The organism is Plantactinospora mayteni (assembly GCF_016862935.1).
Taxonomy (GTDB): domain Bacteria; phylum Actinomycetota; class Actinomycetes; order Mycobacteriales; family Micromonosporaceae; genus Plantactinospora; species Plantactinospora mayteni.
In genome coordinates this window covers 13999-39625 of record NZ_BONX01000049.1, presented here as the reverse complement: position 1 = coordinate 39625, position 25627 = coordinate 13999, and the positions used below count along the sequence as shown (strand labels likewise).

General features: G+C 73.3%; 23 protein-coding genes and 1 pseudogene. 9 read left to right on the top strand and 15 right to left on the bottom strand.

Features of this window, described 5'->3' with window-relative positions:
• Positions 1-94: 94 nt before the first annotated feature.
• On the top strand, positions 95-934 hold the full coding sequence (locus tag Pma05_RS32480; protein WP_372441596.1) for a phosphatidylinositol-specific phospholipase C/glycerophosphodiester phosphodiesterase family protein: 840 nt from the start codon (positions 95-97) through the stop codon (positions 932-934).
• A 190-nt stretch (positions 935-1124) separates the two neighbouring features.
• On the opposite strand, the gene Pma05_RS32475 is transcribed toward Pma05_RS32480, so the two are convergent.
• From Pma05_RS32475 to Pma05_RS32445, 7 genes are all read right to left on the bottom strand, one after another.
• Positions 1125-2462, bottom strand: coding sequence for a DUF2079 domain-containing protein (locus Pma05_RS32475; protein ID WP_203861321.1), 1338 nt, complete (start codon positions 2460-2462; stop codon positions 1125-1127).
• A gap of 396 nt (positions 2463-2858) precedes the next feature.
• Positions 2859-4127, bottom strand: a complete 1269-nt coding sequence (locus tag Pma05_RS32470) for a phosphodiester glycosidase family protein (RefSeq protein WP_239313567.1) — start codon at positions 4125-4127, stop codon at positions 2859-2861.
• 89 nt (positions 4128-4216) lie between these two features.
• Positions 4217-4681, bottom strand: coding sequence for an ATP-binding protein (locus Pma05_RS32465; protein ID WP_275414787.1), 465 nt, complete (start codon positions 4679-4681; stop codon positions 4217-4219).
• A gap of 197 nt (positions 4682-4878) precedes the next feature.
• A complete protein-coding gene (locus tag Pma05_RS32460) occupies positions 4879-6222 on the bottom strand; it encodes a hypothetical protein (RefSeq protein ID WP_203861319.1) in 1344 nt (447 codons plus the stop codon).
• A 27-nt stretch (positions 6223-6249) separates the two neighbouring features.
• Complete coding sequence (locus Pma05_RS32455; protein WP_203861318.1) at positions 6250-7887, bottom strand: S8 family peptidase; 1638 nt, start codon at positions 7885-7887, stop codon at positions 6250-6252.
• Between the two features lie 247 nt (positions 7888-8134).
• Positions 8135-8434 carry a hypothetical protein gene (locus Pma05_RS32450; protein WP_203861317.1) on the bottom strand — a complete coding sequence of 100 codons (300 nt, stop codon included), beginning with the start codon at positions 8432-8434 and terminating at the stop codon, positions 8135-8137.
• A complete protein-coding gene (locus Pma05_RS32445) occupies positions 8427-9407 on the bottom strand; it encodes an acetylxylan esterase (RefSeq protein ID WP_203861316.1) in 981 nt (326 codons plus the stop codon). The genes Pma05_RS32450 and Pma05_RS32445 overlap by 8 nt, the downstream gene beginning before the upstream one ends.
• A 352-nt stretch (positions 9408-9759) precedes the next feature.
• On the opposite strand from Pma05_RS32445, the gene Pma05_RS32440 reads away from it, so the two are divergent.
• The 5 genes from Pma05_RS32440 to Pma05_RS32420 are packed head-to-tail and all read left to right on the top strand — an operon-like array spanning position 9760 to position 12021.
• Complete coding sequence (locus Pma05_RS32440) at positions 9760-10179, top strand: YbaB/EbfC family nucleoid-associated protein (protein ID WP_203861315.1); 420 nt, start codon at positions 9760-9762, stop codon at positions 10177-10179.
• Positions 10176-10511, top strand: a complete 336-nt coding sequence (locus Pma05_RS32435) for a hypothetical protein (protein ID WP_203861314.1) — start codon at positions 10176-10178, stop codon at positions 10509-10511. Before Pma05_RS32440 ends, Pma05_RS32435 begins: the two co-directional genes overlap by 4 nt.
• 10 nt (positions 10512-10521) lie before the next feature.
• Entirely contained in the window at positions 10522-11004 is a 483-nt protein-coding gene (locus tag Pma05_RS32430) for a WXG100-like domain-containing protein (RefSeq protein ID WP_203861313.1), read from the top strand.
• The gene (locus Pma05_RS32425; RefSeq protein ID WP_203861312.1) at positions 10997-11437 is read left to right on the top strand and encodes an HNH/ENDO VII family nuclease; all 441 of its coding nucleotides are present in this window, start codon (positions 10997-10999) and stop codon (positions 11435-11437) included. Before Pma05_RS32430 ends, Pma05_RS32425 begins: the two co-directional genes overlap by 8 nt.
• Positions 11438-11448: 11 nt before the next feature.
• Positions 11449-12021 (top strand): suppressor of fused domain protein, encoded by a 573-nt coding sequence (locus Pma05_RS32420; RefSeq protein ID WP_203861311.1) that lies wholly within the window; start codon positions 11449-11451, stop codon positions 12019-12021.
• Positions 12022-12083: 62 nt separating this feature from the next.
• Here Pma05_RS32420 and Pma05_RS32415 read toward each other — a convergent pair whose 3' ends face one another.
• Complete coding sequence (locus tag Pma05_RS32415) at positions 12084-12791, bottom strand: GTP cyclohydrolase II (protein WP_203861310.1); 708 nt, start codon at positions 12789-12791, stop codon at positions 12084-12086.
• Positions 12792-13183: 392 nt separating this feature from the next.
• Between Pma05_RS32415 and Pma05_RS32410 the strand changes: the two genes are divergently transcribed.
• Positions 13184-13876 carry a RibD family protein gene (locus Pma05_RS32410; RefSeq protein ID WP_203861309.1) on the top strand — a complete coding sequence of 231 codons (693 nt, stop codon included), beginning with the start codon at positions 13184-13186 and terminating at the stop codon, positions 13874-13876.
• Positions 13877-14250: 374 nt separating this feature from the next.
• Here Pma05_RS32410 and Pma05_RS32405 read toward each other — a convergent pair.
• The 5 genes and pseudogenes from Pma05_RS32405 to Pma05_RS32385 form a co-directional block, all read right to left on the bottom strand.
• Positions 14251-15303: pseudogene (locus tag Pma05_RS32405) on the bottom strand (lysylphosphatidylglycerol synthase transmembrane domain-containing protein); the annotation flags it as partial.
• A gap of 142 nt (positions 15304-15445) precedes the next feature.
• Positions 15446-16306: a methyltransferase domain-containing protein gene (locus tag Pma05_RS32400; protein WP_203861308.1), complete on the bottom strand. Its 861-nt coding sequence runs from the start codon at positions 16304-16306 to the stop codon at positions 15446-15448.
• A 96-nt stretch (positions 16307-16402) separates the two neighbouring features.
• Complete coding sequence (locus Pma05_RS32395) at positions 16403-17587, bottom strand: glycosyltransferase family 4 protein (protein WP_203861419.1); 1185 nt, start codon at positions 17585-17587, stop codon at positions 16403-16405.
• Between the two features lie 257 nt (positions 17588-17844).
• Positions 17845-18243, bottom strand: a complete 399-nt coding sequence (locus tag Pma05_RS32390; protein WP_203861307.1) for a 6-pyruvoyl trahydropterin synthase family protein — start codon at positions 18241-18243, stop codon at positions 17845-17847.
• Positions 18244-18288: 45 nt separating this feature from the next.
• Complete coding sequence (locus tag Pma05_RS32385) at positions 18289-19281, bottom strand: zinc-dependent alcohol dehydrogenase (RefSeq protein ID WP_203861306.1); 993 nt, start codon at positions 19279-19281, stop codon at positions 18289-18291.
• Between the two features lie 185 nt (positions 19282-19466).
• Between Pma05_RS32385 and Pma05_RS32380 the strand changes: the two genes are divergently transcribed.
• Complete coding sequence (locus Pma05_RS32380) at positions 19467-20222, top strand: CDP-alcohol phosphatidyltransferase family protein (protein ID WP_239313564.1); 756 nt, start codon at positions 19467-19469, stop codon at positions 20220-20222.
• Positions 20223-20361: 139 nt separating this feature from the next.
• On the opposite strand, the gene Pma05_RS32375 is transcribed toward Pma05_RS32380, so the two are convergent.
• Positions 20362-21243: a hypothetical protein gene (locus tag Pma05_RS32375; protein ID WP_239313560.1), complete on the bottom strand. Its 882-nt coding sequence runs from the start codon at positions 21241-21243 to the stop codon at positions 20362-20364.
• A 428-nt stretch (positions 21244-21671) separates the two neighbouring features.
• On the opposite strand from Pma05_RS32375, the gene Pma05_RS32370 reads away from it, so the two are divergent.
• The gene (locus Pma05_RS32370) at positions 21672-22031 is read left to right on the top strand and encodes a DoxX family protein (protein ID WP_203861305.1); all 360 of its coding nucleotides are present in this window, start codon (positions 21672-21674) and stop codon (positions 22029-22031) included.
• Between the two features lie 182 nt (positions 22032-22213).
• Here the strand turns inward: Pma05_RS32370 and Pma05_RS32365 are convergent, their stop codons facing one another.
• Positions 22214-25201, bottom strand: coding sequence for a BTAD domain-containing putative transcriptional regulator (locus tag Pma05_RS32365; protein ID WP_275414786.1), 2988 nt, complete (start codon positions 25199-25201; stop codon positions 22214-22216).
• Positions 25202-25627 lie beyond the last annotated feature (426 nt).

Genomic DNA, 25627 nt, shown 5'->3' with positions numbered 1-25627 from the left:
GCGGCGCAGGTCCGGCCCGGTTACGGTGCGGATCGATCCATGATCGACTAGACAGGAGGCGAACGCGATGAAGCGTCGCATGCTGGGTTCCCTGGTGCTGGCCGGTGCCGTCGTGGGCCTCGGCGCGCCGGCCGCCCAGGCGGCCGGCCCGGCCCAGGCCCCGGACACCGTCCGCGGTGGACGGCCGGGGGGCAGGACCCGCCCGTTGCCCCAGGCCCACGCGCACAACGACTACGAACACGAGCGCCCGCTGTTCGACGCGCTCGACCACGGCTTCACCAGTGTGGAGGCCGACATCTACCTGGTCGACGGCGAACTGCTGGTCGGCCACGATCCGGAGGACGTGGTACCGGGTCGTACCCTGAGCAGCCTCTATCTCGAACCGCTGGCCCGGCGGGTGCGGGCCAACCACGGCAGGGTCTTCGCGCACAGCCACCAGCAACTGCAACTGCTGGTCGACATCAAGAACACCGGCGCGGACACCTACACCGAGCTGCACCGGGTGCTGCGGGACTATCAGCGGGTGCTGACCACGTACTCCGCCGGACGGGTCCGGCAGGGCGCGGTGACCGTGGTGGTCAGCGGAGACCGGCCGCGTGACCTGATGGCCGCCCAACGGGCCAGGTACGCCTTCTACGACGGCCGGGCCGCCGACCTCGACTCCGGAGCGCCGGCCTCGTTCATCCCGCTGATCAGTGACAACTGGACCAACCTCTTCACTTGGCGGGGTGTCGGGGCGATGCCGGCCGCCGAGCGCATCAGGTTGCGTTCGTTCGTCCAGACCGCGCACCGCGACGGCCAGCGGGTACGGTTCTGGGCCACGCCGGACCTGCCCGGTCCGGAGCGGGACGCGATCTGGCGGGAACTCCTGGCCGCCGACGTCGACCACATCAACACCGACGACCTCGCCGGACTCGCCGACTTCCTCCGTTAGGTCCGGCCAACCCGTCCGGAATGGCAGCCCCCGGGCCCCCGGCGCGTCCGGCCCGAACGGCCGGGGGTAGGTGTGCGAGCACGACTGCGGATGTCTTGCGGCGGCCCCCGGTAGCTCTCGGCGAGCTGGCCTACACCGGCGGCAGAAGGCCGTTGAGGTGGGGTCGGTGTCGTCGAGGAAGTACCGGGGCCTACCGCGTCAGCCGGTAGAGACTCACCTGTTCCCTTCGGTCCGTCAGTTCGTAGCCGAGCGCTGGCAGTTGTTGTATCGCGGTCAGTTGCTGGTCGGCCGGCGCGAGTCCCGGTACGGGGGGATCGACGACTGCCACCCAGTCCGGGCGGAACTGCTGATTGGGATAGCTGGGAAAGAGGTAGACCGTCGTACGGTTGGTGAGCTGCGGTGCCAGGGAGTTCTCGGCGGCGACTGTCGCTTGGTCCGGAATGGTCCCCAGCGTTTCCCGTTCCGCCGACGACAGTACGGGTCGCCAGGCTGCGGCGCGGAAGAGTTGGCCGATGGGAGATTGCACGGACAGCAGTACGACGAACGTGACGCACCACGCGCCGATCGCCCGGTGGAACTGCCCGGAGTATCGCGGCAGCGCCGCCCGCACTGTGGCGTGCACGCGCGGTACGGCTGCTGCGGCGGCGGCAAAGACGACCGGCATCAGCACCGCACTGTAGTGGAGATCTGTCCCCCAGTAGGCCGGGTTGGTTGCCCAGAATCGCCAGGCGATCGTGGGGAGCGCGATGATCAGTATGGGGGAGCGCAGGGCCAGGAAGGCCGTCGGAGCGAGCAGCATCAGGACGGTCTCGAGTTTCTGGATGGGCATGACAAACCGGACCAGAGGGTTCCCGACAGCGCCGGAGGCCTGGCCCAGGTAGGTGTTCTGGCCGTACACGTTGAGGTGTGGGATCAGGACCAGCATCGTCAGGCAGCAGGCGGCCACTCCCACGAGGGTGAGTAGCGCGCCCGTCTTCTTCGGTCCGCGCAGCACGATGTAGATGCCGATCGCGGCCACGGTGAGTCCGAGGTCTTCCTTGACGAGGAGCAGGGGAAGGGCATAGCCGAATGCCGCCCACCACTCCTGCCGGTACAGCCGTTCCACGCAGAAGGCCACGAAGACGACTGCCAGGCAGGTCTCGTGGAAGTCGAAGGCCACCGCGCTCTGTATCCCCCAGGACAACGCGTAGGCCGCGCCGAGGATGCCGCCGAGGCGGGTGCCGCAGGTGCCGATGGCCAGCCGGGTGACTGGTACGACGGAGAGGGCGAACGCCGCGGCCTGGACCGTGAGCAGCGTGACAGGGCTTGGGAAGAGGAGATAGACCGGGCCGAGCGCCGCCAGTATCGGGCTGAAGTGGTCGCCCAGGATGTTGACGCCCGGCCCCTTGAGCTCGCTGACCGGGGTGTTGAGGTGTGCGTACTGCCGGACCACCTGTTCGAAGATCCCAAGATCGAATCCGGTCGTCCGGCCGGTGAGATGGCGTACGACCGACAGCAGTTCGTAGAGGACGAACGCGATTCCCGCCAACAGGTACGGCAGTGCGCGAGGGCCCGCCGGCCGTGGCCTCTCAGGCTCAGGCGACTCCAATGGTGTGGCGGTGCCGGGCTGTTCCGGCGTACCGGGTCCATGTTGGGTCGGAGTTCCGGTGTGTAAATTCAGGCCCTTGCGCCGCATCAATACATGTTGACGGGCGACGATCCAGGTGGCCGCGTGCCACGCCGGGTTCCAGCGCGGCCCACCGACAGCCTCGCAGACGCCCGCCGGGGTCGACCAACGCGTCTGCCACCCACACACCACCCGCCAACGTGGCCCACCCCGGCTCGGGCCGTTGTTGCGCCTGACGCCAGCGGCGGCGCAGCCCGCTCGTCACGCCGACTCGCCAGGCGCGTCGGGTGGCGCGTGACGGCCGGGAGCGGTTGCCCGCTACCGGGAGCCGAGCCGGGAGAAGACGCCGATGCCGTTCGGCACCGGCCGCTCCGCGCCGCCGGACGGGTGGTTACGGACCTCGACGGCGGGCTCGGCGACGTTCCGGGTGACCAGGGTGGTCGACCCGCCGCCGTCCAGGTTGACCCCGCTGGCGGCGCCCAGCTCGCGCAGGGTCAGGGCCAGGTCGAGGATGGTCAGGCCGGGCCCGGCGCCGTCGATCGCCAGCAGGTAGAGGCGGCGGCCGTCGGCGCTGATTCCGGCGGCGGTACGGATGGCGGCCGTCCGCCCGTCCAGCCCGGCCAGCGGCTCGCCGTCGCGGAGGATCGGGAACCCGCCGACCGCGAACCGGAACGGGATCCGGGTGTCCGGCACCAGGTCGTAGTCGACGCGTACCCGGTCGCCGACCTCGAACCCGCGCAGTGCCTGGGCGCCCTGCTCCCGGCCGACCAGTACCACGGTGTCCCGGGCGATCGCCCCGGTACCCGGCTCGGTGCCGGTCTGCACCACTCGGCCGTGCCGGAGGCTCAACTCGTACGTGTCGGTGCTGCACGGCGCGGCCCGGTCGGTGTCGGTGCCGCAGGTGGACCGCTTGCGGGAGACGCCGCCCCAGTCGCTGTCGAAGACCCCGACCCCACCCACCGGCAGGGCGTACTGGTTGAAGCCGGTGACCGGGAACCGCTGCCGGCCGGCCGAGACCGTACCCTTCAGACCGACCCGGGCGAGCCGACCGACCCGGTCCACCCCGACCCCGAGTACGTCGGAGGTGGCCGTACCCGGCGGCAGCCCCGGGCCGAACCGCTGCCCGTTCGGTACGGCCGCCTTCAGCTCGTCCCCGCCGGAGATCGCCGGGCCGACCGCGGACCCGGTCACCTCGACCCCGGGCTGGGTGTTGCTGATGTTGAAGAAGTCCCCGTTGACCGCCGCGATCGCCCGCCGGCTGTCGGCCTGCGCGGAGATCGGTGCCCGGGCCGCGACCGCACCCGCCGTGATCAGGTCGACCGTGACCAGCGGGTTGCGTAGGTCCACCTCGACGAGATGGAGCGGCACCTCGACCCCGGCGGTGGGACGGGTGAACTCCCGGTAGGTCACTCCGGGGGCGAGGGTGCCGGGCGCCGCCGAGATCGTCGGCGCGGTGCCGGCGGTCGGGTCCGCGACGGCGGGGACGGCGCCGGCCGGGGTGGCGCCGGTGACCAGGGCCAGCGCGAGGCCGAGGGCCGACGCGGCCAGCAGCTTACGAGATCGGTGGGAACGGTCGGGTGAGAACAACGCCGGTGCCTCCGAATCGGGACGGGGAACACCAGCCACACTTCCGGCCGAGATGATCGAGGTCAAACGAACATCAACTGGACGACCGGTTACCTCGCCCGGTCGATCTGGGCCGGGCCCGGGCCGCCGGAGCCGGTCACGCCGTCCGACCCGGAGGCCGGCGACACCTCGGCCGGGTCGGTGACGGCCATGGTCAGCCGTACCCGGACACCGTCGGCGCCGCTGCGTACCTCCATCGAGTCGGCGAGTTCCTGGGCCAGCCAGAGCCCCATCCCGCCGTTGGCGGACGGCCGGGGCCGGCGGGTCGGGATGGTCGGTAGCGGCTCGGCGAAGCCCCTCCCGTGGTCCCGGATCTCACAGACCAGGTGCCGCCGCCGCCAGAACCGCAGCTCGCCGCTTCCGCCGCCGTGCCGGACCGCGTTGGTCATCGCCTCGTTGACCGCGGTCACGAAGTCGTCCAGCCGCTCCCCGGCCAGGCCGGCCGCGAGGAGGCACACGGTCAGCGTCCGCCGTACGTCGGCGACCCGCTCCGCGTCGAAGTCGGCCTGGAGCAACAGGGGCCCATGCTGTGGCTCCGTCCGTTGATCGTGCAACGGACCGTCCGTCATGGCGCCTCCAAGGTCACCGGACCCGTCAGGGTACAGCGCGGACGGTACCCACCGGTGGCCGAGTCAAATCAAAGACGACCGAAATTCGGGCTCCCGGGCAAGCGTGACACCCCCGCTCCGGGTGGCCCACGCAGCAGTTATCGCTAACTGCTGATGGCACAGTACAGAGCGTAGGCGACCTGTCGGCCGGTGACGTCGCCGTGCGAGCTGACGAACCTGTCCGCTTTCAGGTTGAATACCCGACCCGGCTGGAACTGGTAGCTGCCGCCCACCTCCAGCAGTTCGACGCCGGGCTGGACCACCTCGGGCGTCTTCAGCGCCCCGTTGCGGCCGATTCCGCCGTACGGGTCGTCGGCGTCGCCGAGTCCGGCACCGGCCTGCCGGGCGAGCCGGGACGCCGCCGCGTACGCCAGGCCGACCGCGCGGTCGTTGACGGTGTGCGTGACCAGCATCGGGCCGGTCAACTGCCGGTCGGCCAGCAGCGAGCGGAACAGCCCGTTCTCGCCCCGACCGTTGAAGTCCACCGCGAACCCGTGATGGCTGAACGCGCCCTGCAACAGCGTGCAGGAGTGCAGCCGGGGGTGTCGTACCGCCGCGGCGGCCAGCACCCGGGCCCCGAACGAGTGCCCGGCCAGGTGCAGCCGTACCCCGGACCCCGACGCCCGGGCCAGCTCGGGCAGCAGCGTGGCGATGCCACCGGAACCGACCTTCCCGGCCCGGTCCTTCATCGTGTAGTAGGTGGTGATGTTCAGCACCCCGCGCGCCTTGGCCAGTACGCTGTCGAGGTCGAAGCCGAACCCGGCCGCCCCGCCGGCCGCCGGATCGGCCATCCCGTCGGCCACCACGTCGGCCGTCCCGCCGGCCGTGGTGTCGGCCGCGCCGCCGGCCCGCTCCGGCAACCCGAAGTCGACCTCGGGACCACCCACCGCCTGGAAGACCGTCTCCGCGTCGCCGTGCAGCAGCGCCGCCGGCGGCGGATCCTCGTCCACCCCCGTGGCGTCCGGCTCCGTGGCGTCCGGCCCCGGCCGGGGCGGGAGCTGCTCCCGCAGGGCGTCGAGGAACTGCTGGCGGGCCTCGGCCGAGTCCGTCAGCCTCGGCACCAGCCCGGTCAGCAGCGCCGCCCGGGCCGGATCCTCGACCCGGGTCGCGATCGCCCCGGTCAGTGCGGCGGCCTCGTCGCCGACCGCCACTCCACCGCCGGCCACCTCGTCCTCGTCGGACCAGCGGATCGACGGCCAGAGCGCGCCGACCACGGCCAGGGTCCGGGACGCCGCACCGGGCACCGCCGGGCGGACCGCCGCCAGGCTGTCGGTGAGCCGCTGGTAGAGGCGGCGGGCGGCCGGGATGTCGTTGTTCCAGCCGTGGCAGAGCACGAGTACGTCGGTGGCGCCCGAGGAGGCGACCAGCTCCACCGCGGCCCGCCGCTGTGCGTCGTCGTGGGTCGCGCCGGTGGACCGGAACTCCACCTCGGCGTACGGGAACTGCATCTCAACACCTCATCGGGGGGCGACGGGTCAGACCGACTGGAGGGCGCGCATCGCGTCGACGAGCCCACGGCCCTGGAACGAACGGTCCCGACCGAGGTCGGTGGCGGAGTCGAGCAGTGCCCGCTTGACCCGGTGCGGGCGGCCGATGAACTCCTGGTGCACCGACATGAACGCCGCCGCCACGCCGGAGACGTGCGGTGCCGCCATCGAGGTGCCGGAGTTCTCCACGTAGGTCGCGCCGGGGACGCTGGCGAGCGCCTGGTCCAGCAGCCGGCCGGTACCGGCGCTGATCACCCGCTCGCCCGGTGCGACCAGGTCCGGCTTGGCCCGGCCGTCCCCGGTGGGGCCCTTGGAGGAGAAGTAGGAGACGCCGGAGGCGTGCGGCCGGCACGAGGTGGCACCGACCGTGATGGCCAGTTCGGCGTTGCCCGGGTCGTTGATGGTCAGGTCGAACGCCGTCCGCATCCGCCGGCCACCGGCATCGATGACATAGCCGTACCCGGTGTTGCCGGCCGCGGCCACCACGACCACGCCGGACTGCACCAGCCGGTCGACCTCCCGGCAGATCGGGCTGAGCCCGGTGGCGAACCAGGTCGGGTCGAACGGATAGCCGACCGACAGGTTCACCCCGTGCACCAGGAGTTCCCGGCCGTAGTCGTTGAGTTCCTGGATGTACTCCAGCGCGGCCAGCACCGCCGCCATGTCACCGGAGCCGTCGTCCCGGAGGATCTTGCAGGAGAGCAGCCGGCAGCGCGGCGCCATCCCGCTGATCGAGCGCAGCCGCAGTCGCTCGGTACGCAGGTCGCCCGCGTCCGGCTGGTAGAAGGTGGCGGCGGTCAGCGGATTCTCGTCGTCTCCGACGATCTGCTCGCCGGCCAGGATCCCGGCCACGTGCGTACCGTGCCCGGCCAGATCCTTCGTCGCCTCCGCGTCGCTGCCGCCGACGAAGGAGCGGTGCGCCAGCGGCGGGGTCAGCGCCAGGTTGCCGTGCCGCTGGAAGTGCGCGTGCCCCTCGTCGATGCCGGAGTCGAGCACCGCCCAGACGATGTCCTGGCCGTACGCGTTGAAGGCCCGGTGCGCCGCCTGGCACTTGGTGGTCACCACCGAGCGGTGGATGAGCGGCTGCACCTCGAAGTTGGGCCAGATCCGGTGGATCGCCGAGCGCGGGGCGGGACCGGCGCCGACCGTCGACGCCGACGGTTCCTCGGTGGCCGGGCCGGGCCGTGGCGCCTGCTCCGCCAGCCCGGCCTCCAGCTCCGCCTGCTCCTGGGCGACCTCCTCGGCCTCCTCGGCGTCGGCGGCCACCAGGGCGCGGATCTGCGCGGCGGTGAGGGCGCTGCTGACGTACGAGCCGATCGGCCAGACCGGCGGGCCGGTGCCGGCGACCTGCCGGATCAGCTCCCCGACCCGGGACTGTGCCCGGCGCACCCCGCCCAGATATCGGGTACGCAGCTCGATCACCACGCCGATCGGCTCGTCGCCCGAGGAGCGCATCCGCTCCTGCAACGGCCGGGCGATCACCGAGTCGGTGACCAGGCTGGGCGAGGCGGGCACCGGCGACAGCCGGCTCGCCCGGTCGCCGCCGTCGGCGTTCCGCTCGGCCGAGCCGAACTCGGCGGGCAGCGGCTCCGCCGGGCGGCCTGGACCGGCGCTGTCGGAGTCCATCGATTCCTCCCGTGACTTCCTGACCATCGTTTCCTCACGGACGGCCGGAGGAAAAGCGGCGGACGTGGATCTGACAGTCGTCGTCGACCGTACGGGCTGGCCGCCGGCTGCACTGCGGACGGGTCGGAGGCGACCGGTCGGGGAGTCGGGCAATCATACGGCCACGATCGCCCGGGGCGGGGGCCCGTCCGATGAGCCCGGACGGGTCCCCGCCAGCTCCGGTCGGCGGGGTCGCGGCGGGCGGGGACTATCCGGTACCGGCGCCGAAGGGCGCGCTCGCCAGCGGCACCCGTACCGGCTGGCGGCCGTTGAACCGGAAGCGCAGCAGCTCGGCGGTCACCGCCGCCAGTCGGGCCGCGCAGGCCGGATCCGGCAGCAGCACCACCGACAGCCCCCACCGGCCGCCGTCGACCGGCGGGGAGTCGCGATAGTGGGTACCGGCCAGCACCGCGTCGCGGCCCCGCCCGAAGAGCCGGTCGAAGGCTTCGCCGCCTCCGGTGAGCTGCCCGGCGGCCGGCCCGGCGGCCTTCCGCTCCGGGCTACCCACGGTCGCCGAAGAGCCGGCGGAGCAGTTCGGCCTGCCGGGGGAACTGGAAACCCGCCCCGCCCTCGTGCCCGTTGTACGGCCACACCGTGATGTCCTTCTCCCCGCCCGCGTAGTGGTTGAAGGCGGCGTAGACCGTCGACGGCGGGCAGACCGCGTCCATCAGGGCGACGGAGAAGAGCGCCGGCGCGTCGGCCCGGCTGGCGAAGTTGACCCCGTCGAAGTAGCCGAGGGTGCGGAACGCCTGCTCGACGTCGCCCCGGTGCGTCCGCAGATACGTCACCAGCTCCTGGTACGGCAGGGCGTCGGTGATCTCGGTGGCCCGCCGGTAGTGGCAGAGGAACGGCACGTTCGGCAGCACCGCCGCGAGCCCGTCGACCAGGCCGGAGACGGCGATGCTGATCCCACCGCCCTGGCTGGTACCGGCCACCACCACCCGGTCCGGGTCGACCCTGGGGTGCGCCCGGGCGGTCTCCACGGCCCGGACGGCGTCGGTGAAGACCCGGCGGTAGTAGTAGGCCGACGGGTCGGTGAGGCCACGGGTCATGAAGCCGGGCGTCTGGGGCAGGCCGGCCGGGTCCGGGTCCGGGGTGTCGCCGACCAGGTAACCGTTGCTGCCCTGGCCCCGGGTGTCCATCACCAGGTGGGCGTAGCCGGCGGCGCTCCAGGTCAGCCACTCGTGCGGCAGCCCGCGCCCGCCGCCGTACCCGATGTACTCGACGACGCAGGGGAGCCGGCCGGTACGGTGCCGGGGGAGCAGGAACCAGCCGCGTACGGGCTGGCCGGCGAAGCCGGAGAAGGTGACGTCGAAGACCTCCACCGTGGACAGACCGGCGTCGTACGGCTTGAACCGTGCCGGGGTGCCGGCGTCCCGTGCCTGGCCCAGGGTGTCGGCCCAGAAGGCGTCGAAGTCGGCCGGTTCGTCGCGTTCCGGCAGGTAGTCGCGCAACCGGTCCAGCGGCCAGTCGACAAGCATGGCCCGTCTCCTCTCGTCGTCGCGGGCTGGGGTGCAGCCGCGCGAGCGGCCCCGGCCGCGAGCCGGGGCGTCCCGAAGCCGGAGGGTAACGTCCGGGCGGGTGACCGCCTATCCCTGGTAGGCCACGTCCCGGCCCGCGTCGCCTGCGGCGCGTTCGCCGGATTGCACCTTTTCAACCTGAACCGCGCGGCGTACGCGCCCCGACGTCCACCTGCGGCCACGACGGACCGCAAGGGGAGGTTGAAAAAGGTTCATTGACGATTGCCCAGATATCGATGGGCCGTTAGGTTCGAGGTCCCGGTGGAGGCAGCACGCGCCTTGCCTCGACCGTCGGCACGGTGGGAGGCGTGGGTTGTCCGATCTCTGGCACGTGTTGGGTGACATCGACCGGTTGATGGAAGCCGTCCAGCGGGAGGCGGACGCGGCCCGCGACCGGCAGCAGGCGACGCGGGAGCCGACCACCGGCAGCGCGCTCGACGGCCGGGTACGGGTGCGGCTCGCCGCCGACGGGCGGGTGGACGAGATCCGGCTGGCCGACGACGCCATGCAACTGCGGGCCGGTGAGCTGGCCGAGGGGATCGCCAGGGCGTTCAACCAGGCCTGGCTCGCCGCGCGCGACCACGACGAGGCGGCGGTCGCGGCCAGCGCGGTGGATCCGGCGGCGCTGGCGGAACAGCTCCGCGAGGTCCGCGAGGAGGGCATGCGGAGCATGCGGGCGATAACCGACTCGCTGAGCGACGCCATGGCCCGGATCGAGCGGCGGGCCCGGTGAGCACGACCGAGGTCTCGCCGGAGGGGCTGCGGAACTCCGCCGGCGAACTCGCCGGGGTCGTCGAGCGGACCGACGCCCTGCTCCAGACGTTCCAACAGCAGCTCGACGCCGTCGGCACACCGTGGGGCAACGACGAGCTGGGCGGGGTCATCGCCGACGTCTACCAGGGCGCGCACGCGATGGTGATGAACTGCTACACCTCCAACCTCGACACCATCGACGAGTACGTCGAGCGGCTGGACATCGTGGCGTTCCTCTTCGAAGAGGCAGATCAGGACAGCAAGGCAGAAGCCCGTGCCCTCCTGGACAGCCAGGGGTGGCCCCAGCCCTAGGGAGCCCGTGATGGGGATCCAGTTGCCGGCCACGCTGGTGGAGATCCTCGCCACCATCGGCTTCCACTGGCCGGAGAGCGACGAGACCAAGTTGTTCGAGCTGGGCCGGGCCTGGGGCGGCCTGTCGAGCCAGCTCGACACCGAGGTGAAAGCCGCCAACAGTGCGGCGGCCGGCGTCTGGACGGCGACCCAGGCCGAGGCGGCGGACGTGTTCCGGAGCAGTTGGACCAGGGACGCCGCCCCGGCGCAGCGGCTGGCCGGCGGTGCCACCGGTGCGGACATCGTCGGTGCGGGACTGCTGACCTGCGCCGCCATCGTCCTGGCGCTCAAGCTCAACATCATCGCCCAGGCCAGCCTGACGGTGCTCGCCATCGCCGCGGCGATCGCCACCGGGGGTCTGGCCGCCGCCGGGGTCGCACTGCTGCGCGAGGCGCTGCGGCGACTCCTGGACTGGCTGCTCAACGAGGCGATCATGAAGATCGCCAATGGTTAGACGGGTACGACGGCGACTCGCCGGCGCCGCCGCCAAGGGCGTGATGCGATCGCTCCGGTCGGTGGTCCGGGACGGCGAGAAGCTACCGCCCGTCGCCAGGAGCGTGCGCGCCAAGCTGCGCCGGGATCCGTACCGGCGGCCGACCTTCCGCCGGGGCGTACGGGACAAGGTGTGGCAGGCGAACAAGGGGCCGGACGGCAAGGTCAGGGACCCGTTGACCGGCCGGGTCATCTCCCGGTGGTCGCGCTGGGACATGGGGCACAAGCCGGGGTACGAGTTCCGCAAGCACCAGGCCAGCGCGCGTCGGCGGCGGATCAGCCGCAAGCAGTTCCTCGACGAGCACAACAACCCGGACCACTACCGGCCGGAGCTACCATCGTCGAACCGGGGCCGCGCGGGTGAGGACCGCACCAACGACTACCTGGGACCGTGAGCATGCCGAACGTGAGCAACGAGAACAAGGTGATCGCGAAGACCGTCGCGGCGGTCTTCGGCGGCAGCCCACGGGTCGTCGAATACCTCGACGCCGACGGGTCCAGCAGGGTCGCCATACTGCACTCCACCGACCACCCCTGGCCGGACGTGACCGCCTACTGCACGATCGGCCTCTCCGACCTGGCCATCCCCGGGAACGTGACCCCGCCGCTCGGGGTCGAACTGCTCGCCGTCAGTGACTCGGCCGTGCAGACGCAGTTCGCCGAGGCGCTGAGTACCGCCGCGTTCTTCTGGATCAACGACGGCTGGGAGCCGGAGCCGGGCGCCTGCTTCCGCGAGGTGCTGCGCATGCACCTGCCGGACACCGGGTTCCCGCACTTCTTCCTCACCGATCCCTACCTCTGGAAGCGGGAGTTCGGCTCGATGGTGGTCGGCACCAAGACGGTGGCCTGGCTGCTCGCCGTACCGGTCAGCGAGAGCGAGGCGGACTACGCCGAGGAGAACGGTCCCGAGGCCCTGGAGGAACTCTTCGAGCGGCACGAGATCGACATCACCGACCTCGACCGGGCGCCGGTGGTCTGAGCCGCCGGACCCGGTCCACGGCGCCCGGTCTGCCGTTCAGTCGGTGGTTCGCGGCCCGCCGCTCAGTCGGCCAGGGGCAGGTCGATGGTGTGCGCGGTGTGGTTGGCCTTCGTCTTCAGATATCGGGCGTTGGCCGCCGACAGGTGCACCCCGGTGGGTACCCGTTCGGCGACCTGCACGCCGAGCCGGCCGAGTTGGTCCGCCTTGTCCGGGTTGTTGCTCAGCAGCGCGATCCGGTCCGCGCCGAGCGTACGGAGCATCTGCGCCGCCACCGTGTAGTCGCGCTCGTCCTCGCCGTGCCCGAGCGCCACGTTGGCCTCGTAGGTGTCCAGCCCCACGTCCTGGAGGGCGTACGCGTCGAGCTTCGCGTACAGGCCGATGCCCCGGCCCTCCTGCCGCAGGTAGAGCAGGAACCCGCCCTGCTCGCTGATCCGCTCGACCGCCTCCCGCAGTTGCGGGCCGCAGTCGCACCGCTGGCTGCCGAAGACGTCGCCGGTCATGCACTCGCTGTGCGGTCGCACCAGCGGCGCGGGCACGCCGTCGCCGGACTGGCCCACCCCGCTCCGCCATTCGCCCAGGCCGAGCGCGAGATGCTCCCGGCCGTCGACCAGCCCGTCGAAGGTGAAGACGCGCGCGGTCGCGGTGTAGCCGTCGGCGAAGCGGAGCGGTACGGTCACCTGCCGGCGTACGGTGGCGGCCGGAACCGCCCCGAGCCCGGTGAGCGTTTCGGGCGCCTCGGCGGTGGTTACCTGGGGCGGTGTGTGCGGCATCAGTTCTCCCTCTTGGGGTCGGTGCGTACGCCCTGACGATCCAGGGGCTGTCTCGTGGATCTCGGTGGAGCGAGGCGGAGTCCAGGCGGTGATCCGGCAAGGCGGAGGTTTGTCCGGATACCGGTGTCGTATCCGGGCGAACCTCCAACGCCGCCGGGCGCCGTCTGGGCCCGCCGCAGCCCGCCAGAGATCCGCGAGACAGCCCCCAGGGTGCCTCTGTCGGAGGTCTGCCCGCCGTCGCGTCGCAGGAGCGTGCAGGCTGGTTCCCGGTGCGCGGTCATCCGAAGCGGGTCACCCGACCGTCATCGGGGCGAGGTCGGCGGGGACGGGCGCCGACGATGCGGAAGACTGACCCACCGCGCAGGCTGTTCATCGACGGAGAGGTGCGATCAGTGGGCGACCGGCCGTACGTACTGCTCAGTTGCGGCATGTCAATCGACGGCTACCTGGACAATGCCACCGGGACCCGGCTGCTGCTCTCCAACGACGCCGATTTCGACCGGGTCGACGCGGTACGCGCGGAATGCGACGCGATCCTGGTCGGCGCGGGTACGGTCCGGCAGGACAACCCGCGCCTGCTGGTCCGCTCCCAGCGGCGCCGGGCCGAGCGGGTGGCCCGGGGGCTGCGGCCGACACCGGTGAAGGTGACCGTGACCGGCCGGGCCGACCTGGACCCGACCGCCCGGTTCTTCGTCACCGGCGACATCGACAAGCTCGTGTACTGCGCCAGCGCCAGCCTGGACGAGGCCCGCAAGCGTCTCGGCGAGGTGGCGACCGTGGTGGACAGCGGTGACCCCGTCGACCTCGAACTGGTGCTGGCCGACCTGCACGCCCGGGGCGTGGCTCGGCTGATGGTCGAGGGCGGCGGGACGATACACACCCAGTTCCTCACCGCCGGCCTCGCCGACGAGTTGCAGCTGGTGATCGCGCCGTTCTTCGTCGGTGACTCCCGGGCGCCGCGTTTCGTCGGCGACGGCCGGTTTCCGTGGGGACCCGACCGCCGGGCGGAGCTGGCCGAGGTCTGCCAGATCGGCGACGTGGTGCTGCTGCGCTACGCCCTCTCGGAACGGTTCGCCGCGACGTGACGCGGCACCCGCCGGGCCGGCCGGGGCGGCGGAGGGCGTGCGGCAGGTCGTACCGCCGGTCACGCGACCGCTCGGGGTAGCCGGAGCCGAGGCGTCGCCCGCTCACCGGCCGTGGCGCTGGCGAATGCACCGGTGGCGGCTGTCGCGCTGGCGAGTACACCAGTAGCGGCTGTCGCGCTGGCAAGCGCACCGGTAGCGGCCGTCGTGCTGGCGAATGCAGCAGTGGCGGCCGTCGTGCCGGCGAGTGCACCGGTGGCGGCCGTCGTGCTGGCGAATGCAGCAGTGGTGGCCGTCGTGCTGGCGGGTGCAGCAGTGGCGGGTGCCGCGGCGGCGGACGCCCCGGCGGCGGACGCTCCGGTGGTGCGGGTCGCGCCGATCGAGCGGGTCACCAGTACCGCGGCTCCGGGCAGGCTGGCGACGAAGGCGAGTACCCCGTACACCACGGCGACGGTGAGGCCGAGCGAGGCGCCCAGCCCGGCGGCGCCGAAGGCCCAGGCGGTGACCCCCTCCCGGGGCCCCCAGCCGCCGACGTTCAGCGGTAGCGCCATTGCGATCAGGGCCAGCAGCATCAGCGGTACGAGCCGGCTGAGCGGCGCGGACGAACCGGCGGCCCGGGCCGCGACGACGAACGTGCCGAGATGCCCGGCCAGCACCACCGCGGACGAGAGCGCGATCCCCGGCCAACTGTTCCGGGCGAGGAGCCCGAGCCGTACGTCGGCGACGGCCGTCCGGCAGGCCCGCCCCCACCGCGAGCCGGCGGGCCGGACCGGCTTCGGGTCGGTGCCGGCCGGAGCGGAACCCTGCCGGTGGGCGACGGGGTGCTGCCCGTCCCGGCCGGGGAGCAGGTCGAGCCGCCGTCGGGACCGCAGGACGAGCCAGCCGGCGAGCCCGAGTAGCCCGGCCGCCGCCAGCACGACGGCCACCAGCCGGCCGGTCGGGCCGAGGTCGAACTGCGCCAGCAACGGGGCGGGATAGGCGAGCAGCAGTACCACCACGCCGACGGTGACCAGCACGATCTGCCCGGCGGAGCGTTCCAGCACCACGGCCCGGACCCCCCGGCCCACGTCGTGCACGTCCTTGCCGTGCCGCACCGCCCGGTGCACGTCGCCGAGTACCCCGCCCGGCAGGGCCGCGTTGAGGAAGAGCCCCCGGTAGTAGTCGGCGATCGCCCGGCCCAGCGGCAACCGGATGCCGAGACCCCGGGCCACCAGACACCAGCGCCAGGCGCTGAACACCGTGGTCAGCAGCCCGATCCCGAGCGCGGCGAGCAGGGTACCGGCGTCGATCACCCGCAGCCCGTCCAGGAATGCCCCGGTGCCGAGCCGCCACAGCAGGAAGCCGAGGATGGCGGCGCCGCCGAGCAGCCGCGCCCAGGCCCAGAACGTACGCCTCACGACGCCGCCCGGTCCGCCGGAACTGCCCGCCATGCCGTCCTCGCCGCGCACATCCGCCAGCCTCCTTCGGTCGGTTCTCGCAGTTATACGAGGCAACCGGGGCTGCGGTTCATCCGTACGTGACGAGCGGGTCGGCAGGGGTTCATCCGCGCGTGACGAGCGGGCCGGCACGGGCTCATCCGTACGTGGCGAGCAGGTCGGCGTGCCCGACGACCACCCGCAGCTCACCGGCGGTCGCGGCGGCGAGCCGGCGCTCCAGGTAGCCGGCGGCCGGGGCGGCCAGTTCCGGTCGCTGCTCGACGGCGGCGGCCACCCAGCCGCGCAACCACTGCGCGGTCAACTCCGCCTCCGCCGGGCCGAGCCGCCACGGGCTGGGCCGGACCCGTACCTCCGCGCCGAGCCGGCGGAACGCCTCGGCGGTCGCCTGCACAGCGTCCGGGCCGAGCAGCCGCCGCCCGTCGACAGTCCGCCGCTGGTGCGCGTCGAACGCGGCGGCGATCTCGGCGTCGAGCGGGTCGGCCGGGGAGAGTTCCACCTCGCCCAGCACGGAGAGGGTCAGCAGCGCCGGGCAGCCGGCCTCGACACAGGCCGTGACGAGCCGTTCCACCTCGGCGAGGCTGAGCAGGTCGAGCAGGGCGGACGCGGTGACCAGCGACGCCCCGGCGAGGTCGTCGGCGGTCAGCCGGGTGAGGTCGCACTCCCGGGTCCGTACGCTGACCGGCGAGCCGTCGGCGGCGGTCCGGGGTAGGTGGTCCCGGGCGTGGTCGAGCAGCCCGGCTTCGCGGTCGTAGAGCACCCAGTGCTGCGGGCCGGACAGCCGGCCGGCGAGCCAGCGCCCCATCGAACCGCTGCCGCAGCCCAGGTCCCGGATCACCGCCGGTGCGGTGCCGGGCAGCAGGCCGGGCAGCGGCTCGACCAGCTCGCCCGCCCGGGCCCGGGCGTCGGCCGGCTCCCGCAGGCCGAGCCAGGCCAGGCTGTACGGCGAATCGTCGCCCCCGCCGTCGGGTTGCCCGGTTCGCTCGCCGCGCTCAGTCATACCGTCCCCTCGCCGTGCTCAGTCATACCGTCCCCTCGCCGTCCCGGTCCACTCGGGACACTCCGGTGCGCTCAGTCATGCCGTCCCTCGCTGCGCTCACTTCTGCGGTCCCTCCCACGGATCGTCGCCGGCCGGTGGCGGCTGCCCGGCCAGCGTGGTCAGTCCGTCGCCGGCCGGTGGCGGTTGCCGAGCCGGTCCCGGCTGCCCGGCCAGCGCGGTCAGCACCTCGCCGAGCCGGGCGGCGGTTACGTCCCAGCCGGGCAGGTCGGCCCGGCGGTCCCGGGCGGCGGCCCGGAGCCGGTGCCGCAGGCCGGGCTCGGCGAACCAGCGGCGCAGCGCCCCGGCCAGCGCCGTCGGGTCACCGGGCGGCACCAGCAGCCCGGGTACGACCCCGTCCGGTGTTCGCCCGACCGCCTCCGGTAGCCCGTCCACCGCGCTGCCGAGCACCGGGACGCCCCGGGCCAGCGCCTCGGTGACGACCATGCCGTACGGCTCGGCCCGGGACGGCAGTACCAGCAGGTCGGCGGCGGCGTACTCGGCGGCCAGTCCGCTGCCGGTACGCGGACCGACGAACCGTACCCGGTCGGCCAGCCCGGCCGCCTCGACGGTGTGGCGCAGCCGGTCGAGGTGGCCCGGATCGCGGTCGACGGGGCCGACGCAGCGGCAGGTCCACGGCCGGTCCGGAATCGTCGCCAGCGCCTCGACCAGTACGTCGTGCCCCTTGCGCGGGATGACTGAGGCGACGCAGAGCAGGCTCGCGGCGCCGTCCGTACCCGGTGCCAGTGGTGCGGCGGCGACCCCGGGCGGCACGACGTGCACCCGCGCGGCGGGCAGGCCGTGCCGCTCCACCAGCCGGCGGCCGGTCCCGGCACTGGTCGCGACGGTCACCGGGGCGGCCCGCAGGGTCTGCCGTTCCCGGTCGTCGAGCCGGGCCGCCACCTCGGGCGGGAGTCCGGTCTCGTCGCCCAGCGGCAGGTGCACCAGCACCGCCACCCGGAGCCGACCGGCAGCCGGGCCGACGACCTCGGGCACCCCGCAGGCCACCAGCCCGTCCAGCAGCACCACCGCCCCGTCCGGTACGCCCGCGAGCGCGGCGGCCAGCGCCGTCCGCTCGGCCTCGGCGGGCCGGGGCCAACTCCCCGGTACGGCGAGTTCGCGCACCCGCCAGCCGAGCCGGGTGAGCCCGGTGACGACCTGGCGGTCGTAGTGGTTGCCGCCGCTCGGCGCCCCCGGATCGTCGATGTCCCCGGGCAGCACCACGTACGCAACCCCGGCGCTCACCGCCGCGCCGCCCGCGTCTCCGGAGCCGCCCAGCGAATGCGGTCCGGCGGGGTCCGGTCCGCTCAAGCCGCCCAGCGAATGCGGTCCGCCGGGATGCGGTCCGCTCAAGCCGCCCGAGGGATGCGGTCCGCCGGTATCGGGATGGGGTCCGCTCAAGCCGCCCGGGGGATGCGGTCCGCCGGTATCGGGATGGGGTCCGCTCAAGCCGCCCGGGGGATGTGGTCCGCCGGGATCCGGTCCGCCGGGATCCGGTCGGCTCAAAGCGTCCGCTCGTAGCTGGCCCAGGCGATGTGCGACTCGTGCAGCGTGACGGTGATCCCGGTCAGCCCGCGCGCCCCCGCGCCGAGCGATCCCGCCCGCACCCGGTCGGCCAGCCGGTCGGCGATGATCTGGGCGAGCGCCTCGGTCGAGGTGTTGATCCCGGCCAGCGACGGCTCGTCGTCCAGGTTGCGGTAGTTGAGTTCGCCCAGCACCTCGGCCAACTGTCCGGAGGCCAGTCCGATGTCCACGACGATGTTGTCGGCGTCGAGTTCCGGACGGCGGAACGTGGCGTCCACCACGAAGGTCGCCCCGTGCAGCTTCTGCGCGGGGCCGAAGACCTCGCCCCGGAAGCTGTGCGCGATCATAATGTGGTCACGGACGGTGATGCTGAACAAGGATTTCTCCTCCTGGTGTATCCCGCTCGGGACGGTCGGTCGGAGCTACTGGTCGTCGGCCGGGTCACGGTAGTCGACCAGGTGGCACAGGGCCGGCAACTCCCCGCTGACCAGCCGGGGCAGCGTCTCCGGCAGCTCCTCGAAGTCGCACGGGCCAGAGAGCAGGGCGTCGAACGCCGGGTCGGCGAGCAGCTCCAGGGCGAGCGCCAACCGGTCCGCGTAGGTACGCCGTCCCCGTACGTTCGGTGACACCGTACCCACCTGACTGCTCCGGACGACCAGTCGGCGGGAGTGGAAGTTCTCGCCGAGCGGCACGCTGACCTGGCGGTCGCCGTACCAGCTCAGTTCGACGACGGTGCCCTCCGGGGCGAGCAGTTCCAGCGACCGGGTCAGCCCGGCCGAGGTGGCGCTGGCGTGTACCACCAGGTCACGGTCGCCGGTCGCCTCGGCGGGCAGCGCGAAGTCGACACCGAGCGCGGCGGCGACGCCCGCCCGGCCGGGATCGGCGTCGACCAACTGCACCCGGGCGCCGGGAAAGCGGGCCAGGACACCGGCGACGGCGCTGCCGACCATCCCGGCCCCGACGACCGTGATCCGGTCGCCGACCAGGGGAGCGGCGTCCCAGAGCGCGTTCACCGCGGTCTCCACGGTGCCGGCGAGCACCGCGCGGGCCGCCGGCACCCCGTCCGGTACGACGGTGACCGCCGACGCCGGCACGACGTACCGGGTCTGGTGTGGGTAGAGGCAGAAGACGGTACGGCCGACCAGGTGCGCCGGCCCCGCCTCGACGTGGCCGACGTTGAGGTAGCCGTACTTCACCGGGCCGGGGAAGTCGCCCTGCTGGAACGGGGCGCGCATCGTCGCGTACTGGCTCGGCGGCACCTTGCCGGCGAAGACCAGCGTCTCGGTGCCCCGGCTCAGCCCGGAGTGGAGGGTGCGGACCAACACCTCGTCGGCACCGGGTGGCGCCAGCGCGACCGACCGGATCTCGCCCTGGCCGGGTGCGGCAAGCCAGAAGGCCCGGGCACGCACTGTCATCAACTCCTTTCCCGGCGCGATGAACCGAACGCGGATGTTTTCCGTTTCCACGGGGGTGGGCAGCGGCAACGATACGCGGCGCGTTGATCGTGCCAAACCGTAACGGAGGAACGTTGACTGTCAGTGATCACCCGATCGCAACATCCCTGGTCCGGCTGCGTCCCGCGCGGCATCGGACAGGTTCCGTGCCGTTCGACGGCGGCCCCGTACCGGCCCGGGTGGGCGCGTCGGCGGAGGTGGACGGGCCGACGGTGGGGCTGGCCATCCAGTTCGTCCTGCTGGCGGCGCTCTCCGCGACAGTCGGACTGGGCCCGGCCGGCTGGCTGGCCGGTTCGGCGTACGCGGTGGTCACCTGGCTGCTGCTCGTCCGTGGCATGCGCCGCTCCGGTGCGCGGATGCTCGGCGCGGCCAACCAGGTCACCCTGGCCCGGGCCACCCTGGTCGGCGGGGTGACCGCGCTGGTGGCGGCCTCCTTCTGGTCACCGGCCCCGGTCGGGCTGCTGGTGGCGGTGGCGGGCGTGGCGCTGGCGCTGGACTGGGTCGACGGTCAGGTCGCCCGGCGCACCGGCACCACCTCCACGCTCGGCGCCCGGTTCGACATGGAGGTCGACGCCTTCCTCATCCTGGTGCTGAGCGCCTATCTCGCGCAGTCCCTCGGCCCCTGGGTACTCGCGATCGGCGCCCTCCGGTACGTCTTCGTCGCCGCCGCCTGGGCGTTGCCGTGGCTCGATGCGGCCCTGCCGCACCGGTTCTCCCGGAAGACCGTCGCCGCGATGCAGGGGATCGTGCTGGCGGTGGCGAGTTCCGGAGTACTGCCCGGTCCGCTGGCGTACGCCTCGGTCGGGCTGGCGCTGGCGTTGCTCTGCTGGTCCTTCGGCCGGGACGTCGGCTGGCTGTGGCGGGCCCGCCACCGGTACCCGGTGCCGACTACCGCCCGCTGACGCCCACCCGGCCCCTCGGCTTTCGGCCCGTCGGCCGCCCGGCCGCCGGCCGTACGGCTCAGGATCTCGCGGTCCGTCGGGACGGTCTGGGACCTGCCGGTCCGTCAGGACGGGCCAGGGCCTCCCCGTCCGTCGGGGCTCAGGAGAAGCGTTCGATCGTCACGGGTATCAGCCCCGCCAGCCGCGCGGCCGTGGTCAGTTCGCGCAGCATCGGCTCGATGGTGTCGTCGCGAGGGCTGGCCAGATCGGCGGTGACGTCGAGACACCAGGCGGCACCGGCGCCGATCCGCCGCAGGTCCCAGCCGAACGCGTCGTCGCCGACCCGGCGTCGGGCGGTGCCGACGACCCGGGTCCGGGGGTCGGCGAGGTCGTGGTCGACCGTCATCTCCCAGGTGGCCAGCAGCTTCGCCAGCCCGTCCGGGGCGAGTCCCGCGGTGAACAGGATCCGGTAGACCCGGGTCTGGTGGAACCCGGCGGTCGGCTGGCCGGTGCCCAGCCACAGTGGTGCCGAGTTCGGCAGTGGCGTGCCGTCGTCGAAGTAGCCGCGCAGCGTCTCCTCGTCCGGCAGTTCACCGCCGCCCAGCCGGCGGTAGACGGCCTCGACCTCCTGCCGGGACACCCCGCAGACCCGACCGCCGAGATCCGCGTCGGTACGCATCGCCCGGCTGAAGGCGGCGGCGCCGTGCCAGTGGGAGTCGCCCGGCAGCCACCCGATGCTGTCGAGCCGGACCGCCGAACAGTCCGCACCCAGCTCGAACTCCTCGACCAGGATCCCCGCCGGGCTGGTCCGGTCCGTGGTCGCCTCGTCGGAAATGCCGTCCGGGTGCGTGACCAGCGCCGGCGGCGGGTTGCCGTCGTCCCGGTCCGGCGGGCGGATCAGGTAGTAGTCGAGCACCGGTACCGCGATCCGGTGGCCGGTGGGCGGCGCGGGTGCGGGACCGGTGGCCAGGAGCGATCCCGCCGGCTCCGATCGGGACAGCGGGCCGGACCCGGGCCGCCGGTCAGCGGATGGCGTCGACATATGGTGCATTCTCGGGCACGAAACCGGGTAGGCCGGGATGCCTCGCCCAGCGGATTCCGCGTGCCGACCAGCTCGGTGCCGGCGCAACGCCATCACGGCCGTGACGCCACCACGGGAGTGTCGTCGTCGGCCAGGCCGCTCGGGTGCTGGGCCCCGCCCCGAGCAGCGGCGGACCGCTCGCCGTCGGGCACTTCACCGATCCCGAGGGCAACCTGATCGGGGTCGCCGGCCCGCCGCGCTGACCGGCGACCCTGGCGGCGGAACTCCGGACGCCTACGGCGAGGACCTGTCGCTGGTCGAGGCGGCGGTCCTCGCCGTGCCCGGCGGGCTTGCCACCCGATCCGGCCGGCATGCTACGTTCATCAGAGCTGCTAGCAAATACGAAGCAGCGCCTGGCTAACGAGCCCGACCGCCTTACCCGACGAAGAGTGGAGTACGTGATGTTCGTCGCCACCGCTGTGCTGTCCGCGCTGCTGGCCGCGGTCCTCCTCCTTTCCGCCCGGGGCAAGCTGGTACGCGATCCCGCGCAGCTCAAGGTGCTGTCCCGGGTCGGGTTTCCGGAGGAGCGGATCGCCCTGCTGGCCGTCGCCGAGATCGCCGGAGCGGCCGGCCTGGTACTCGGGTTGTTCTGGTGGCCGGTGGGCGTCGCCGCCGCCATCGGGGTGATCGCGTACTTCGTCGGGGCGGTCGGTTCCCACCTGCGGGTACGCGACTTCCAGATCGTGCCGCCCGCCGTACTGCTCCTGGTCGGCGTGGCGGCCCTGGCGCTCCGGCTCGGCACCGCCTGACAGAAGCACCGGACGTCGGGGCCCGACCCGCCCCGACGTCCGGTTCCACCCGAGCCGGACCGCCTGTGCCGTGGCTACCCCGCCAGCAGCAGGTCGCGCGCGTCCGGCCAGACGCCGCGCCGCTCGCCGCCGGGCTGCCCGCTCAGCGGGACGGCTGCCCGCTCAGCGGGACGGCTGCCCGCTCAGCGGGACGGCTGTCCGGGAGGGGTGCCCCGCCGGCCGGGACCGCCGAGGCCGGCGATCCGGGCGCGTACCCGGGCCGCGTCGGGGTGGCCGACGTCGGTGAGGATGGTCAGCGCCGCCCGCCAGGCGGTCAGGGCTGCCCCCGGGGTGCCGGCGTCGAGCTGGGTGTCGCCGACCCTGGTCAGCGCGTCGGCCTCGCCGTACCGGTCGTCGGCGGCCCGGAAGTACTCGATCGCCCGCTCGTAGCAGGCGACCGCGTCGGCGTGGTTGCCCAGCCCGTGGTGTGTGTACCCGAGGCTGTCCCAGGCGTTGGCCAGGCCACTGTTGTCGTTCAGCTCCTCGTGCAGCCGGACCGCCTCCCGGCACCGCTGGAGCGCGACGTGATACTCGCCGAGCTGCGCGTTGTACCACCCGGTGGCGTTCAACGCGCTTGCCGCGCCCACCCGGTTGCCGGCAGCCCGGAACAGTGCGAGTGCCCGCTCGGTGTGCGCCAACGCCCGGTCGTGCCGGCCCTGCCGGGCGTACGCGCGCCCGATGCCGCGCTCCGTGCTCGCCTCGCCGCCCGGGTCACCGAGCCGGCGGAACAGGTCGAGCGCCTGCCGTAGCTGCTCGTGCGCCTCGTCGGCCCGGGACATCCGCAGGTAGACCAGGCCCAGGAAGCGGTGCGCCTGCGCCTGCCCGAGATCGTCCCGGTCCGCGTTCGACTCCAGGGCCCGCTGCTGCGCGTGCACCCAGTCCTGCCAGTGCACGCGCCGGTTGAGGAACATGCTGACCGCCCAGGCGAGCTGCCAGGTGTGGGTGGGCCGGCCGGTGTCGGCGGCCAGGTCGACCACCCGGAGCAGGACCAGCCGCTCGGCGTCGAACCAGGCGAGTGCCGACCTCTCGTCGACGAACCGCTCCGGCTCGACCCCGGCTGCCGGCTCGACCGGTGCGATGGAGTCGCTGCGGACGTAGAGCCGCCGGTCGGCCTCGTATGCGCTGTGGAGGTAGTGGTCGAGGATGCGGCCGACCGCCTCGGCACGCTCGGCCGGCGGTATCTCGGCGTCGGCGAGTTCGCCGGCGTAGGCCCGGAGCAGGTCGTGCAGGGCGTACCGGCCGGGTTCGTCGGTGGCGACGAGGTGCGCCCGGCGGAGTTCGTCGAGCCGGAGCCGGGCGGCCCGGCGGGGGGTACCGAGCAGGCTGGCCGCGGCCGGCACGGTGATCGCCGGCCCGGGGTGCAGTCCGAGGTACCGGAACAGCCGCGCCCCGTCGACGCTCAACGTCCGGTACGAGCAGAAGAAGACCGCCCGCAGGTCGGTGGCCGGGTCACCGGCGTCAAGACTGTCGAGGTCGCCGGCCTCCGCCAACTCGGTGGCGAGCGAGTCCAGCGACTGTCCCGGGTTCGACACCGCCAGCGCGGCGGTGACGGCGAGCGCGAGCGGCAGCCGGGCGCACCGGCCGATGAGCTGCTCGACCGCCTCCGGCTCGGTGCCGGCCCGGTCGTCGCTGATCCGGTCGGCCAGGAAGTCCCGGGCCTCGTCGAGGGTGAACAGGCCGAGCGGGACGGGGTGCGCGCGGTCGGTGGCTACCAGCCCGAGCAGGCTGTCCCGGCTGGTGACCAGGGCCAGGCTGCCGGCGGCGGTGGGCAGCAGCGGCCGGACCTGCTCGGCGTCCCGGGCGTTGTCCAGCATCACCAGCAGCCGACGGTTGGCGATCAGGCTGCGGTAGAGGCCGAGCTGCGCGGGGTAGCTCTCCGGGATCTGCTCGGGGCGTACCCCGAGGGCCGCCAGGAAGGCCCGGGTCGCCGCCGCCGGCTCCAGGGCGGCGCCGGCCCGGTCGTATCCCCGGAGGTCGAGGTGGAGTTGCCCGTCCGGGAAGTGCGGCACCACCCGGTGCGCCCAGTGCACGGCGAGGGTCGTCTTGCCCACCCCGGCCGTACCGTGCACCAGCGCGACCGTCGCGCCCGGCTCCTCGACGGAGAGGAGCTTGTCCAGCGCGGCCAGCTCGCCGGTGCGTCCGACGAACGCGGCCACCTGGGTGGGCAGTTGCGCGGGCGGCGGTGCCGGGGGCGGCTCGTCCCGCTGGTCGTCCCGGAGCGCGTGGTCGAGCGCCGCCGCCAGCTCGGCGCCGGGATAGAGGCCCAGCTCGTCGTCGAGCCGGGCACGGATCCGGTGGAAGGCGTCGACCGCGGCGGCCCGCTGGCCGGATCCGGCGAGCGCGTGGACCAGTCGGGCGTGCAGCGGCTCGTGCACCGGTTCAAGTTCCACGAGTACGCCCAGCCGCCGTACCACCGCCGCCGGCTCGCCCTCGGCCAGGGCCAGGTCGGCGTAGTCCAGTGCGGCGGTGATCCGCTGCTGGTGCAGGGCGACCGCGGCCGGATGCTGGCCGAGCTGGTCCGGCAGGTCGGCCCCGACCGGCCCACGCCAGCAGTCCAGCGCCTCGGCCAGCCGCTCGGCGTCCGGCCGGTCCGGTCCGGTGCCCTCGGCGAGCTGGCGGAACCGGAGTACGTCCAGGTGCCGGGCGTCGGCGGAGAGCCGGTAGCCGATCGCGGTGCGATCGATCCGCAGCGCGCCCGGCCGGGCCGGCAGCAGCTTGCGCAGCCGGGCCGCGTACGTGTGCAGCAGGTTCTGCCAGGTCGGCGGTGGGGTGTCCGGCCACAGTACGTCGGCGATCTCGTCGCGGCCGACGTCGGTGCCGGGCTGGATGGCGAGCAGGGCGAGCATGCAGCGCGGTTTCGCGGCGGTCAGCGGTACCGGCCGACCGGCCCGGCTCAGCCGCAGCGGGCCGAGCACGGTGAGCCGTACCGATCCGGTGGACACAGTGGAGTCCGGCTGCCCGCGACCGTCGTCCCCGCGCAGCCCCAGAGCCCTGGCGAGCTGCTCGACCGAGGCGCCCCGATCGGCACCGGGCCGGTCACTCTCGACGTTGCGTACTGTCCGGACGCTCAGCCCGGTACGCCGGGCCAGCTCCTCCTGCGTCCAGCCCATCTCCTTCCGTCGGCGCCGCACGTACTGTCCCCACGCCGCACCCCGCACTGCCCCGCCCCCCACCGACCGGCACCGGAATTCGCCGGCTGCGTCGCCGATGCCGGATACGCTCCATTCTGCCTGGTCGTCGCCGAGCGCCACTGCCGGTTCGGCTACCGATCCGCGCCACGGCGCGTCGGTACGTTCCTGGTGTCCACATGGTTCGGACCACGACCGGGCGGCGGCGTGCGGCGACGGACGGAACGACTGGTGGTCGGCTCGCTCGACGGGGGTGGCGCCGACCGGTTCACCGCCCGGTCGCCGGTCCGGACCAACCCCCTGTCAAAGATCCGACTCCGTCCCCGGACGCGACGCCGGTGCTTCGACAGCGACGGAAAGGAGCGGCGATGGGGGGCGGAGCAGCTCAGCGGATGTCCCGCAGCCTCTCGTGGGTCGGGGCGATCACCC

Excerpts from the sequence above, each read along its gene's own strand:
- Pma05_RS32455 (WP_203861318.1), bottom strand. The coding sequence starts at position 7,887 with ATGGACTCCGACAGCGCCGGTCCAGGCCGCCCGGCGGAGCCGCTGCCC.
- Pma05_RS32445 (WP_203861316.1), bottom strand. The coding sequence starts at position 9,407 with ATGCTTGTCGACTGGCCGCTGGACCGGTTGCGCGACTACCTGCCGGAA.
- Pma05_RS32425 (WP_203861312.1), top strand. The coding sequence starts at position 10,997 with ATGGTTAGACGGGTACGACGGCGACTCGCCGGCGCCGCCGCCAAGGGC.
- Pma05_RS32415 (WP_203861310.1), bottom strand. The coding sequence starts at position 12,791 with ATGCCGCACACACCGCCCCAGGTAACCACCGCCGAGGCGCCCGAAACG.
- Pma05_RS32400 (WP_203861308.1), bottom strand. The coding sequence starts at position 16,306 with ATGACTGAGCGCGGCGAGCGAACCGGGCAACCCGACGGCGGGGGCGAC.
- Pma05_RS32375 (WP_239313560.1), bottom strand. The coding sequence starts at position 21,243 with ATGTCGACGCCATCCGCTGACCGGCGGCCCGGGTCCGGCCCGCTGTCC.
- Pma05_RS32460 (WP_203861319.1), bottom strand. The coding sequence starts at position 6,222 with ATGCAGTTCCCGTACGCCGAGGTGGAGTTCCGGTCCACCGGCGCGACC.
- Pma05_RS32430 (WP_203861313.1), top strand. The coding sequence starts at position 10,522 with ATGGGGATCCAGTTGCCGGCCACGCTGGTGGAGATCCTCGCCACCATC.
- Pma05_RS32385 (WP_203861306.1), bottom strand. The coding sequence starts at position 19,281 with ATGACAGTGCGTGCCCGGGCCTTCTGGCTTGCCGCACCCGGCCAGGGC.